The organism is Marinicrinis lubricantis, from assembly GCF_042658665.1.
Lineage (GTDB): Bacteria > Bacillota > Bacilli > Paenibacillales > KCTC-33676 > Marinicrinis > Marinicrinis lubricantis.
In genome coordinates this window covers 46690-59839 of record NZ_JBHSQV010000025.1, presented here as the reverse complement: position 1 = coordinate 59839, position 13150 = coordinate 46690, and the positions used below count along the sequence as shown (strand labels likewise).

Genomic DNA, 13150 nt, shown 5'->3' with positions numbered 1-13150 from the left:
GCCTACGCTCTTACAGAAAATCGAGGTTCAGAGAACATTCTCCACTACTATCTCTTAAGCTGTCAAAGTTGAAATAATGAGAATGAGTGCGGAAACAGGAGAAAAAAATACTTTTTAGTAGGAGGAGAGATCTTATGGGAAGAGATTCTCGATGTGGTGCTGTATACCTATGGGAATCAGAAGTTCATCGGTCTCGTGCTTCGTGATCCGGAACCATTTTTAACACGGCAAAGCTGGTTGAAAAGAAAGCTGATTCAAATCAATGTGAAAATGATGAACACGCCGATCAATATTGCTCAATCCGGATTACCGGTCAAGCTGGACGATTTATACAGCGTGATACGCTACCGATGGAGAGCCTCTCAGAATCATCCGCCGGAAGAGGATTGATACGAAAATAGACCTCTGCAAACGAAAAAATGTTTCAGAGGTCTATGTTTGATATTATAGTTTACATAATGCAATTACGGTTAACTGTAATTGTAATGGTCTGTTTCATGGAGAGGCAGGAAAGGGAGGTGCATTATTCTTTTCGGGTCAGCAAGTATTCCGACAGAGCCTGCTGCAGCGTTCCTTTCGTAATCGCCGTATTATTGAATGCCAAGCCCTCATTTATCATTCGGTTGACCACTTGAGGTCTCAATCCCGTGATGACGGCTGAGCAGCCCATCATTTTTACGCCTTCAATGATCCGGATCATTTGCACCAGGACATCGGATTCGATATCTACCGTTCCAGATAGATCGATGATGAGCGTCTCGATTCGAGATTCTCCAATCTGCGTCAACACTTTTTCTTGAATCGTTTTAGCGCGCACGGTGTCTATTGAATCGATTAAAGGCAAAATAAACATGGTCTCTGTGAGTGGAATAATGGGGACCGATAAATCCTCGACCATGTCCCTTTGTTTTTTCAACAATTCATCTTTGTACTGCGAGTAACTAATAAAGAACGTATTTAAAAATTGGTCTACCAGTTCATTGATATTTTTCTCAAGCGTATGGAAGTCATCTTTATTGTTCGTCTTTTCCATAAAAGAGTCGTAATTGTATAAAAAGTCCCACAGCACCCTTCGAATCGCCTGGATCCATTCTAGCTTAAAGGAGAGGGTGAGCGAGTGCTTGGCCCATGCGATTCCTTCCGCCTTCGCAAAAGCGATGACATCATTCGCTTTGCCTTCGACAACATACAGGACGAGCCTATATGCATTGTCTAACAGATGTATATTTCCGATCTTACGAATCTCTTCAATATTGGCTTTAACATTGACGGCTTCCGTAAGTAATCGTTCCTCGAATTCTTTTCGATTGTTCGTGAAAAATTGCTTGATATCAAACCCTTTATCTATGAACATATTCAATTTGATCACTCCTCGAGGTTCATATTTCATAGCTTTAGGAAATGAAATCGTAAATTGTGTCCCTTGGCCTTCTTTGCTATTCACTTCGATCTTTCCTTGATGCTGATAAATGACTGTAAACACTTGAGTTAATCCCATGCCTGTGCCGTTTTCTTTCGTAGAAAAGAAGGGCGTGCCTAATAAATTTAGTTTCTCTTGAGGAATGCCTTGTCCTGAATCCTTGATGGTCATAAATACCTTTTCGTCTTTGACATAATGCCGAATCGCGATCGTGCCTTTGTCAGGAATGGCTTCAAAAGCGTTTTTCAACAAATTGAAAAGCGCCTTCTTGATCTGATTTTTCTTGCCGTATATATGTACGTTTTCATCGGATATTTGAAAGTCGACCGTTACCCTGTATATTTGGTCTTGGAATAAATGAATAATTTGGCTCATTTCAACAGCAAGATCGATCGATTCAAAGGGCTCGTCCTCTAGATCAGGCTTAGAGACTTGCAATAAATTTTGCAGGGTGGACAAGGCATTGTCCAGTTCATTCTTCGCAATTTCCAAATAGCGGTCTTCGTAGTTTTCTTCCAACAGCTGTAGAAATCCTTTTACAGCGGTTAGAGGATTTTTCACCTCATGAGCGATCCCCGCAGCGATTTGACCTACAGATGCGAGTTGACCGAGATGAAAGTCATTCTGTTTTTGATTATCGTCTGTCACTTTCCATTCACACTCCATCATGATCATCTGGCACCAAAATTTACCAACCTATTGAAAATTAATCCTTCACCTAATTCTATTTTTACATACATAATCCTTTTATTTATCCATAATTATTTTAATTTTCAGGGCATGTCACGTTCATTTTGGAGGAGTGGTGGGCAGGAAGATGGAAAGTGGAGGTGGATCGTTGTGAAGAATTCGAAATATGGATCATAAAAGGAAGATACAGATGCATCTTCCCGCCAATAATTCATAAACCGTAAATTATCTGTATCCTTCAATTTGGGCAGGTTTACCGGTTTCAATCACTTCCGTGAGATAACGAAAACAATCCGGTCTAGATCCATCTAAGTCGCGGAAGCCGTATTCCTGGGCCAACTGACCACTGGAGAGAGATTGCCCATTCCATCGTGCGACATGGGGATCCGCAGCAAGTGCAGCAACCGCTCTTCCAACATATCGTGGAGACTCGGATATGATGAAATGGGGCTCTTTGATTGCAGCATCTCTCCAATTCTCCTCGCGTACACTAAAATGCTCCAGCATGATTTCAGAGCGCATCCAACCAGGCGTGAGCGATAAGGCCGTACACGAATAGGGCTGTAACTCTTGGGATAGCGCCCAAGCCATACGAATGACCGTGTTTTTGGCCAAATCATAAAACATAGAGTTGCGATATCGGCTCTGATTATACGCTGCCGTCCCATCCGTCATTTCTACGACGAGTCCGTGCTTGTTTCGAATCAAGAGGGGGAGAGCATAGTGGCTGGTAATCAGATGTGTATCGACGGCCAGCTCCAGCAAGCGCAGTCCTTTATCCAGTGAATGCTTCCAGACAGGTACGTCCCATTCAAACATATGCTCTGCACCCCAAATGTCATTGACCAGCACGTCCAGTCTGCCTTGATCCCGCTCAATGTGCTGTAATAGGGCACGAACTTGTTCGTGCTCCAAATGATCCACTTGAACAGCGATCCCTTGACCGCCGGCTTCATTAACAAGCTCAGCTGTCTCCTCGATGGTCTCCGGACGGTTGTATTCGGAGCTGCTGTAACGCGTCGTCCTTCCAGTCACATAGACGGTTGCTCCTGCCGCCCCCAGCTCCACGGCAATACCGCGTCCGGCACCTCTCGTTGCACCTGCTACAAGTGCGACTTTTCCTTCTAAAGATTTCATCTCTGGTCATTCCCCTTTCGATTCGTTGTTTACTCCCTTATTATAGTCTATAATGACGACATCTTATGTCATATATGAAATGCAAGGGAAAGGTGAAACCGGATGAGAGCAGATCGATTAGTTCAAATGATGATTTTGCTGCAAAATCGGGGGAAAATGACGACCCAGCAGCTGGCGGAAGAGCTCGAGGTTTCGAAGCGCACGATTTTACGGGATATGGAAGCCTTAAGCGTATCCGGCATTCCGATCGTTGCGGATCGGGGGAAAGCCGGGGGATGGAGATTGATGGATCAGTTTCGCAGTCAATTGAGCGGAATGAAGCTGGAAAACTTGAAGTCACTATTTATTCTTCCTTCAGAGCACATGCTGCAGCAGCTAGGTATTGTGAAGGACGGAATGGATATCCGCGATAAGCTGCTGGCATCTTTGCCCGATTCCACGAAAACAGAAGCGAGAAATTACTTGGAAAAAGTGTATGTAGATTCGAGCACATGGAAGCCGTCCGTTCAAAAACAGGATATTTTTCAAATCATGATGCAGGCTTTATGGGAGGATAAAAAACTGACCATCCAATATGTGAAGGCAAACGGGGAATGTACAGAGAGGTGTATTTCCCCTTTGGGGATCATTGCAAAAGGAAGCGTATGGTATTTGGCCGCTCTAACGGAGGGTGGGGATTATCGCAGCTTTCGCGTGACCAGAGTCCATGATGCTCGGATGGAGCTAGAAAACTTCACCAGACCGTCCGATTTTTCTCTTTCCGCGTATTGGAATGAAAGTAAAAAGCAGTTTGTGGAACAATTACCCCGGTACGAAGTGCAGGTTTTGGCTCACCATTCCATTGTGCGGCGGTTAACGTTTACCGGCAAATTTGTTCATAAGGTTTGGGAAGATGAGAGGGAAGATCACCATTGGTTACCGGTCACCTTGCGATTTAACGACGAACAGGAAGCTTGTGAATTTGTGCTCGGTTTTGGCCCTCAAATAAGGCTGCTGGAGCCGGAGCATCTAATCGAGCGAATAGTGGAGCAAGCTGCCGCGGTAGTGAAGCTGTATAGTATAGATTAGATTGTATACATAATTAAATTATGGTTAACTGAAAATCAGTCAATCAATATAAATGAACAAGAAGATCACGAAATGAATACAAAAAACCGGAAACCATCTCCCCATTAGGGAGATGGTTCCGGCTGGCTTTTTGATTAGACCGAAGAAGTATCGTGGATCGATTTGCGAAAATCGTGCGGCGTTACACCGACCAGCTTTTTAAACTGTCTGCTGAAGTGAGCCAAATGCTTGAAGCCGACCTCGAAGCAAACCTCTGTAACAGTATAATCTCTTTTATGTAAAAATAAAATTTTTGCTTGATTGATTCTTCGGCGGTAAATATAGTCGAACACCGTCATGCCGGTGACTTTGCGAAATATTTTTACGGCATGGGATTTGTTCATATGGAGCTCGGCTGCAATGGCATCCAAATGGATGTCCCCTGTATACCTGGCTTCGATGAACTCCATCATCTGCTGTACGTAACGCTCCCGGTCGTTGGTGTGCTTCTGCTTGTAGGTCATTTTCTCCTGGCACAGGCCATAGATGAACATCAGCAAATCGTAAAAGGCCAGTAAACAGCGTTCATAGGAAACGATATTTCTCTGATGGTAAAAACGATGAATACGCTCTAAAATCGCTTCGCACTCTTTTCTGGAATCGGGATTCAGCCGAAAATGATCATTCCTCAAAATTTCAAAGGGTAAAAAAGGATTGCAGGATTTCATGCTGGGATCAAAGATTTGCAGCAAATAGGGATCGAAGGAGAACACTGTACGAACATAAGGTGCGCTGCCTTTTACCCGAGGGCAGTGCTCTGTCATCCCGTTCATAATGATTAAATCTCCTGGCTGCAGCGGTATGATTTGATCACCGATAATGTAGTCGCATGAACCGCTGTGAAAATAATAGATTTCGTACTGCGGATGGGAATGGAAATGGATCTCCGGATTCATCCCGGTCTTTTGATAATAGAACTCCGTAAATATACGATAAGGGTTCGTTTTCACCTACATCCTCCTCAGGTGCGATGATGAGCCTGTATTCCTTATTATACCATATGGCCTTCATTCAAGTAGAAAAATCAAAATCTATAGTGTTCGGATAGAGACGAATGAGAGTTAAATCGTCGCTCAAATTGGCAACGTCGGTTCAAGGAGGGAGCACACCTTCTATGTTAGATTTACATTGTGAAGATGAGGATCCATCTTAGTAGGATCTAACCCATAGAACAGAAGAGGTGTGATGTGAGATGAACCCATTGAAAGTGGCGATTATTGGGCATGGACGAAGCGGACGTAATATTCATGCCCAATCTCTAGAGAAAATGAAGGAGTATTTTTATATTGCTGCTGTAGCAGATCAGAGCGAGGAACGGAGGTTGATGGCGGAGCGGGATTTTGGATGTGAGACCGTTGCAGATTACCGGGAACTGTTCGGCAGAAAGGATTTGGATCTCATCGTCAATGCTTCTCCGAGTCATCAGCATGTTCCGATTTCGCTTGAATTTTTAGAGCAGGGATTTCATGTGCTGTGCGAGAAGCCGCTTGCCAGAAAGGTTGAAGATGTAGACCGTCTGATGGCTGCAGCAAAAGCGTCTGGCAAAACGTTGGCGGTGTTTCAGCAGTCTAGATTCAATCCAGCATTTGTTCAGGTGAGAAACGTGATCGCCTCCGGTGTATTAGGGAGAATTGTTCAAGCTCGAGTTGCTTACAATGGCTTCGCTAGAAGATGGGATTGGCAGACGCTCAAGTCGATGAATGGCGGAAATTTGCTCAACACGGGTCCGCATCCGGTCGATCAAGCGCTCCAATTATTCGGTACAGATGTCACACCTGAGGTGTGGTGCCGAATGGATCAAGCGAACAGCTTCGGGGATGCCGAGGATTACGTAAAGCTGATTCTGCATGGACCAGGTAAGCCGCTGGTTGATGTGGAAATATCGTCGTGTGACGCCTATGCGAAGGATCATTATGTGATCCAAGGGACGCACGGTGGACTGAGAGGAGATTTTCATCATTTGGAGTGGACTTATTTTAGGCCGGAAGAATCGCCTCAGCAGCAGCTGGAGGAACAACCGCTCAGCACGAAAGAAGGCAATCCCGCGTACTGCTCCGAGGAATTGACATGGTACAAGGAAAGCTGGGATATTCCGGAGAATGTTAAGGACAATCTGTTTTTTGAAATGACTCGCACCTACTATGAGATGCTGTACAGGACGATTTCGGAAGGGCAGCCACTGGAAGTAACCATGGACGAGATTCGCACACAGGTTGCCGTGATGGAGCAGTGCTTTGCACAAAATCCAAAATTTCAATAGGCTGTTACCACTCGCGAAAGAAGAGACCAGCGATACTGTGACGATCCGTTAAAACATATGAAGGGGATGGAGATATGATCTGGGATCGATTAGGGATTATTACAGATGAAGTATCCGGAGACTTGACCGAGGCGCTTGATTGGGCTGCTGATCGAGAGCTGAAGCATGTAGAAATTCGTACCATAGGTGGCCGAAATATTGTGGATTTTACAGATGGAGAGCTTTCGGAAGTCATACAGGAAGTAGAGGGAAGAGGTTTATTTGTCTCCGCGATTTCATCTCCTCTGTTTAAATGTGCGCTGGACCCGCAGCGGCCCGTCATGAAAGGAGATACATTCGGTCAGGAAGAAGAGGATATCGCGGCACATTTCGCCAAACTGCATCGGTTCATTGATATTGCGGATCAGTTAAAAACGAACCGAATCCGAGTTTTCTCCTTTTGGCGTGAACAGAATCCTCGTGATTATGAGGAAGAAATTACTGCCAATTTGCGTAAAGCCGCAGATATTGCGGAACAGCACGGAAAGCTGCTGCTGCTGGAAAATGAGCCGTCCTGCAATGGCGGATTTGCAGAGGAGGTCGCTCGGATCGTAATGAAGGTACAATCGGATGCCTTAAGAGCATTGTGGGATCCAGGCAACGAGCAATACGGGGGCCGTTCGTCGTATCCGGAAGGGTACGCGCACGTTCGCAAGCTGACAGGACACGTACATTTGAAGGATGCGTTGTTCCTCGAAGATGGCGAGCCAAGCTGCGTGCCGATTGGTACAGGCAAAGTCCCCTTCGCCGCGATGCTGAATGCATTGCAGGAGGATGGTTATTCCGGCTTGTATACGATCGAGACCCACTTCATCCCGGAAGGTCGCACCGCGATGGAAGGTTCGGAGCTGACACTTCAAGGCCTGAAGGGATTGCTGAAACGAATCGCGGTAGATTTGTGAAAAGGAATGAAGGTTAAATACAAGCTTAAGAAGGAGCTGGTACGATGACGCTTATCCAAACAAGGATCATCGATCAATTGAAGGTAGGCGTATTTGACAGCCGCGAATCGATGGGACGTGCTGCAGGAGAGGAGGCTGCAACGGTGATTAGGGAATTGCTTCACGAGAAGGAACAAATCCGGATCATTTTTGCAGCGGCTCCGTCACAGAATGAATTTCTTGAGACGCTTGCTCATGCGGAGGGGATCGATTGGGAAAGAATTACGGCTTTCCATATGGATGAGTATGTTGGTCTGCCGGAAGATGCTCCGCAGCGTTTTGGGAATTTTCTGAAGAAAAGGTTGTTCGATAAGGTGAAGCCCGGTCAAGTGCACTACATAGACGGCAATGCAGGCACGGATGAAGAATGCCGTCGTTATGCCGCTCTTCTTCAGGAACGTGAGATCGATATCGTCTGTATGGGCATCGGCGAGAATGGCCACATCGCATTCAATGATCCACCGGTAGCGGATTTCCGTGATCTTGCAGTCATTAAGCTCGTCGAATTGGAAGAAGTATGCCGCAGACAGCAGGTCCATGATGGATGCTTTATGCAGCTCGAGGACGTACCGACGCATGCACTGACCCTCACGATTCCTGCACTTCTTGCAGGCTCACGTTTGTTCTGCATCGTTCCAGGCAAGACGAAGCGCGAAGCTGTGAAGCATACTTTGCTGGGTCCGATTACGGAGCAATGTCCTGCATCCATATTGCGTACTCATCCAAGCTGTACGCTGTATCTTGACAAGGATGCGTATGAAGGGTGTGAATGATCGTGCATGAAAACAGATTCGCATTGGTAAAGGGCCGAGATTGGCAGTCAGGAAAACCGATCCAGGTATGGATCTCTGAATCAGGCCAAATCGACCATGTCCAATGGTTAACGGAACAAGAAGAACATCAGCATTGGGGCTGGATCGCACCGGGACTTGTCGATTTGCAGTTGAATGGATACGAAGGTATCGATTTGAATACCCTGCCGCTGACGATACAAGATGTACAGAATCTGACACGCCGACTATGGGAGGAGGGTGTGACGACTTATTATCCGACGATGATTACCAATGATGATCGTTCGATCGAAGCGGCGGTGCAGGTTATCGCGCAAGCATGCGCATCGGATCCTTTAGTGGCCGCCAGCATCACCGGCATTCACTTGGAAGGACCTTTTATATCGCCGGAGGATGGCGCGAGAGGTGCGCATGACAAGCGATTCGTACAGCCGCCGAATTGGAAGAAGTTTGAGCAGTGGCAGCAAGCCGCACGAGGGTTGATTCGGCTGGTGACCCTTTCGCCGGAATGGGATACAGCTCCGGAATTTATATCACGTTGTGTGCAAAACGGTGTGGCTGTGTCGATCGGCCATACCGCCGCTTCGCCGGAACAGATTGAACAAGCCGTTCAAGCAGGCGCAAAGCTGAGCACGCATCTTGGGAACGGGGCTCATGTGATGCTGCCGAGACATCCGAACTACATATGGGAACAGCTCGCCCATGATTCCTTATGGACATGTGCGATTGCAGATGGATTTCATTTGCCGACATCGTTATTAAAGGTATTCATGAAGGTAAAAGAGGAACAATTCATCCTTGTCAGTGACGCCGTCTATTTAAGCGGCTTGTCTCCGGGGACATATGAAACTCATATCGGAGGAAGCGTCGTTCTTACTCCAGAAGGCAAGCTGCACCTTGAAGGAAATCCCAAGCTGCTGGCAGGCTCCGTGAAAATGCTTAAGGATGGCATTGAACACGTGGTACGCAGCGGTTTAAGCCATTGGGTTACCGCTTGGGAAATGGCATCCGTTCGTCCAGCCCGATTAATGGATTTGCCGGTACAGCATGCACTGGCTCCCGGTGCACCTGCCGATTTGGTTACATTGGAATGGAAAGAAGGGAAGGTACTGTTCCAACACGTATACAAGCGAGGGAGACGCGTGAAGTAACAGACCGAGCGAAGAAGCTTTTACAATGTACCATGGGGTTTCCTGCATGAAGAACAGCCTTTAGACGACGGGAGATGAACTGTCCGGAAGAACCGTTCATTTCCGTTTTTCGTAAAGGCTGTTTTTCATCCGATTCGTCTATCATCTGATCACTGTTCATTATATTTATATTTTTCTATGGCATGCGCCATCGTCTTATCCGTGAGCTGAGCATAGATTTGCGTCGTTTCCGTACTGGAGTGACCGAGCTGCTTTTGCGTTTTATAGATGTCATTTTTCGCGTAATAACTCGTTGCGAACGAGTGCCGCAGCTTATGTACGGACAAGTAAGGCTTACCGAATGCTTTGGCGTACTTAGTGACCATTTGTTGAATCGCTCTTTTGGACATGCGCTTGCCTTGTTTTTGACCACGGGGGATGGCTAAAAACAATGCCTTTTCACCCCTAATGGGCTGATATATTTGCTGACGTATCGTCAAGTATTGATGTAGACTATTTTTTCCGGCTTCCGCAAAGAATACGCCCTGCTTCAGCGTTTGATCATGAACACCTTTGCGATACACATGGGCCAATTTTTTATTCATATCGATATCTTCAATATTCAGATTGTATATTTCAGATACCCTCAAGCCTGAGGAAAGGATCAGCTGAATCATCGCCAGATCTCGTATACGATTCATTTGGTAATAATGGAGTGCTTGCTTGTTGTCCTGAATATCTCGCAGATAACCATGCATGATATATTCGATGAAAGCGCCGATTTCCTCATCATCCTCGAGTATTTTTCCTTTTAAGCGGGTAGCGATTAGATCGGGGTGCAGCAGACGATGGCTGGATAGCTTGGCCATGACGTTTCGCTTCAACAAAGGATAGTGCTGCTCGTCCTCAGCGATCTGACTCAAATAATGAAACAGTGATTTCAGTGAGGCAATTTTGCGTTCACGGGACGAAAGACCGTTCTGCCGTTTGATTTGCAGAAACAGTTTATAGGAATCGATTTGCTCTATCGTTAAAGCTTCAAGCTCCATCAATGTAATATCACGGACCTTCGACGCATGGCTCAAGCCTTCCCCGATTAGCCAACGGAAAAACAACTCGAAGTCTCTCGCATACTCGAGCAGGGAAGAAGGGGAGCGTTCCGGCAGTTTATGCTCGATAAACTGCACCACAAACCACGGAAGATGGGCCGTTTTGTTTTCCAACAGCTTCTGATCATGCTGCTTGATCAAATTCATCGATTCACCCCAATTCATATGATTAATAATTAATGACATAAATAATTATAGGGGTGAAAGACTGGTGTGTAAACAGGTCCGGGGTGCAGAACAGCAAACTCCCCTGAAAAGATCAGGGGAGTGAAGATTACGAATGGACGAAGTGGCTTTCTGGCTGGTTCGCTGCTGGTGCAGGAACGCCGGGGATCGGTGAATTGTGAATATATGCTGGAGCCTGTCCCAGCACAGGGATTTGTCCCATCGCTTTCGGTTCATGAATATATTCGAACTGTGCTTGTCCGTCCATGCTCGGACCGCTTGCCCATCTGCCGTTGCGGCTTTCTTCCCCTTGGGAGAAGTTCATGAAGGAATACGATACTTCCTGCTTCTCCAAATCTTGTGGAAAAGTGCTTGGTACAATCGGCTTTTGGCTTGCCTCCAATTCCTCGATCGCGGCCATCCATTGGTTCTGATGCATTGTATCGCGAGCGATGAGGAATGACAGCATATCCCGTACGCCTTTGTCTGTCGTCGATTCATACAAACGGACCACCTGAAGTCTGCCCTGCGACTCGGCATTTAGGTTGGCTCTGAAATCTGCAAGCATATTGCCGCTGGCAATGATATAGCGGGAGTTCCACGGATATCCCACGCTGTCTGTTGGAGTTACGCCTAAGCCGGATACGATGACATGCTGTGGATTCATGCCTCCCAAGACGGAGTGAATGACTGGATCCTTGGCCGCTTCCTCTTGTACATTAGCTGGTGCACCGTCAAGCAGCTGTGCGATCATCGTCGCCAGCATTTCTACGTGTGCCATTTCCTCCGTGCCGATATCCAGCAGCATATCCCGATATTTCTGTTCGCCCCGGCAGTTCCAGCCTTGGAACAAATACTGCATCATCACCGAGATTTCGCCAAATTGGCCGCCTAATACCTCCTGCAGTTTTTTGGCGTAAACGGGATCAGGACGATCGGGCTTCGCATTGTACTGGAGTTCTTTGATATGAAAAAACATGATTTATCTCATCCTTTCCTTATAAATGTTGGTGTCTCAGACTGCTAACTGCATTTTTTCGAATTTGCTTGCATACTCCCTTCCGTTTCCGTTGGAATTATCGTTTGCCAAAAGATATCGAAACATGCGCATTTTGCCATCCACATTCGAATCTTCATGATGATCACAGAGATGATTCTTACACCAACATTGATAAGAAGGCATCTTGTAAGCATGATTGACATCGATTTCGTCCAGTTATATAGTTGGAATAGCGATTTGTATGTATTTTTCGGGAAATTTTGAAATCATCATGTGGAAACAGAAGGGGATACGGGTGAAACTGGAGCACACACAAACGAAAACAACGAACATCTATTCTACGGATGATAGCTTTTTGCAGGGAATTAGAGACTGTATTCCTACACTGCTCGGATATTTAAGCATCGGTTTTGCAGCAGGGATTGTGGGAGTGTCCACACAGCTGAGCATCATGGAGATCGCCATGTTTTCCGCCCTCATATATGCTGGAGCGGCACAGTTCATCGCATTCGCATTGATTGCGGCCAGCAGTCCGATCACGGCCATTATATTTACGACGTTTATCGTCAATTTGCGGCATTTTTTGATGAGTTTAACGCTTGCGCCTCATTTTACGAAATATTCCGTACTCAAAAACATAGGGATCGGCGCGCTGCTTACCGATGAAACGTTCGGCGTCGCAGTCCATCGGATAAGTCAAGAGAAACGTCTAACCGACCGGTGGATGAATGGATTGAATGTAACGGCCTATCTCATGTGGATTTTATCCAGTGTATGGGGCGCTGTCTTCGGGAAATGGATTGAGAATCCAGACATGCTTGGTTTTGATTTTGCCTTAACCGCGATGTTCTTAGCGCTCTTGGTACTGCAGTTGCAAACGATGAATTCGTCCAAGCTGAAGCACGCATTGTCGCTTATCGTGTATATGATCCTTGTGATGTCCATCCTTTCGTATCTCGTGCCGACACATCTGGCGGTCATCTTGTCCACCGTGATCGTGGCGACGATTGGGGTGGTGACGGATCGATGAAGGTGGATATGGACGTATTACTTATCATTCTCGGCGGAGCGATTGTCACGTTGATTCCCAGAGTTCTGCCGTTTTTGCTCGTCCGAAACATCAGACTCCCACAGCCGGTCCTGAAATGGCTATCATTTATTCCGATATGTATTTTGTCCGCACTTGTGATTCAAAGTGTGATCATAAAGGAAGGAACGTCCATCTCAATCGATTGGCCGGTTTTGATGGTTATCGTACCGACGGCGCTTGCTGCAGTATGGACGAAAAGCTTATCGGTGACCGTAGTCGTTGGAGTTCTTCTGATGGCGCTGACAAGGGCGTTTATCATATGAAGGGAGAG

Annotated in this window: 13 protein-coding genes; 8 read left to right on the top strand and 5 right to left on the bottom strand. The window is 46.4% G+C overall.

Annotation, left to right across the window (positions count from 1 at the left end):
- The first annotated feature begins 129 nt into the window (after window positions 1-129).
- Entirely contained in the window at window positions 130-390 is a 261-nt protein-coding gene (locus ACFPXP_RS03170) for an STM3941 family protein (RefSeq protein ID WP_379892281.1), read from the top strand.
- A 133-nt stretch (window positions 391-523) separates the two neighbouring features.
- Here ACFPXP_RS03170 and ACFPXP_RS03165 read toward each other — a convergent pair whose 3' ends face one another.
- A complete protein-coding gene (locus ACFPXP_RS03165; protein ID WP_379892277.1) occupies window positions 524-2089 on the bottom strand; it encodes an ATP-binding protein in 1566 nt (521 codons plus the stop codon).
- 246 nt (window positions 2090-2335) lie between these two features.
- Window positions 2336-3247: an SDR family oxidoreductase gene (locus ACFPXP_RS03160; protein ID WP_379892275.1), complete on the bottom strand. Its 912-nt coding sequence runs from the start codon at window positions 3245-3247 to the stop codon at window positions 2336-2338.
- Window positions 3248-3349: 102 nt separating this feature from the next.
- On the opposite strand from ACFPXP_RS03160, the gene ACFPXP_RS03155 reads away from it, so the two are divergent.
- Complete coding sequence (locus tag ACFPXP_RS03155) at window positions 3350-4315, top strand: helix-turn-helix transcriptional regulator (protein WP_379892273.1); 966 nt, start codon at window positions 3350-3352, stop codon at window positions 4313-4315.
- Window positions 4316-4449: 134 nt separating this feature from the next.
- Here the strand turns inward: ACFPXP_RS03155 and ACFPXP_RS03150 are convergent, their stop codons facing one another.
- Window positions 4450-5304 carry a helix-turn-helix transcriptional regulator gene (locus ACFPXP_RS03150; protein ID WP_379892271.1) on the bottom strand — a complete coding sequence of 285 codons (855 nt, stop codon included), beginning with the start codon at window positions 5302-5304 and terminating at the stop codon, window positions 4450-4452.
- Window positions 5305-5546: 242 nt separating this feature from the next.
- Between ACFPXP_RS03150 and ACFPXP_RS03145 the strand changes: the two genes are divergently transcribed.
- The 4 genes from ACFPXP_RS03145 to ACFPXP_RS03130 all read left to right on the top strand — a co-directional run bounded on the left by ACFPXP_RS03145 (window position 5547) and on the right by ACFPXP_RS03130 (window position 9536).
- Window positions 5547-6614: a Gfo/Idh/MocA family protein gene (locus tag ACFPXP_RS03145; RefSeq protein ID WP_379892268.1), complete on the top strand. Its 1068-nt coding sequence runs from the start codon at window positions 5547-5549 to the stop codon at window positions 6612-6614.
- Between the two features lie 74 nt (window positions 6615-6688).
- Window positions 6689-7555, top strand: a complete 867-nt coding sequence (locus ACFPXP_RS03140; RefSeq protein ID WP_379892266.1) for a sugar phosphate isomerase/epimerase family protein — start codon at window positions 6689-6691, stop codon at window positions 7553-7555.
- 44 nt (window positions 7556-7599) lie between these two features.
- Window positions 7600-8367: a glucosamine-6-phosphate deaminase gene (locus ACFPXP_RS03135; protein WP_379892264.1), complete on the top strand. Its 768-nt coding sequence runs from the start codon at window positions 7600-7602 to the stop codon at window positions 8365-8367.
- Between the two features lie 2 nt (window positions 8368-8369).
- The gene (locus tag ACFPXP_RS03130; protein WP_379892262.1) at window positions 8370-9536 is read left to right on the top strand and encodes an N-acetylglucosamine-6-phosphate deacetylase; all 1167 of its coding nucleotides are present in this window, start codon (window positions 8370-8372) and stop codon (window positions 9534-9536) included.
- A 149-nt stretch (window positions 9537-9685) separates the two neighbouring features.
- Here the strand turns inward: ACFPXP_RS03130 and xerS are convergent, their stop codons facing one another.
- Window positions 9686-10771, bottom strand: a complete 1086-nt coding sequence (xerS, locus tag ACFPXP_RS03125; RefSeq protein ID WP_379892260.1) for a tyrosine recombinase XerS — start codon at window positions 10769-10771, stop codon at window positions 9686-9688.
- A gap of 127 nt (window positions 10772-10898) precedes the next feature.
- Window positions 10899-11768, bottom strand: coding sequence for a manganese catalase family protein (locus ACFPXP_RS03120; RefSeq protein WP_379892258.1), 870 nt, complete (start codon window positions 11766-11768; stop codon window positions 10899-10901).
- 292 nt (window positions 11769-12060) lie between these two features.
- On the opposite strand from ACFPXP_RS03120, the gene ACFPXP_RS03115 reads away from it, so the two are divergent.
- Window positions 12061-12819: an AzlC family ABC transporter permease gene (locus ACFPXP_RS03115; RefSeq protein ID WP_379892256.1), complete on the top strand. Its 759-nt coding sequence runs from the start codon at window positions 12061-12063 to the stop codon at window positions 12817-12819.
- Window positions 12816-13142, top strand: coding sequence for an AzlD domain-containing protein (locus ACFPXP_RS03110; RefSeq protein ID WP_379892254.1), 327 nt, complete (start codon window positions 12816-12818; stop codon window positions 13140-13142). Before ACFPXP_RS03115 ends, ACFPXP_RS03110 begins: the two co-directional genes overlap by 4 nt.
- The last annotated feature ends 8 nt before the right edge of the window (window positions 13143-13150 follow it).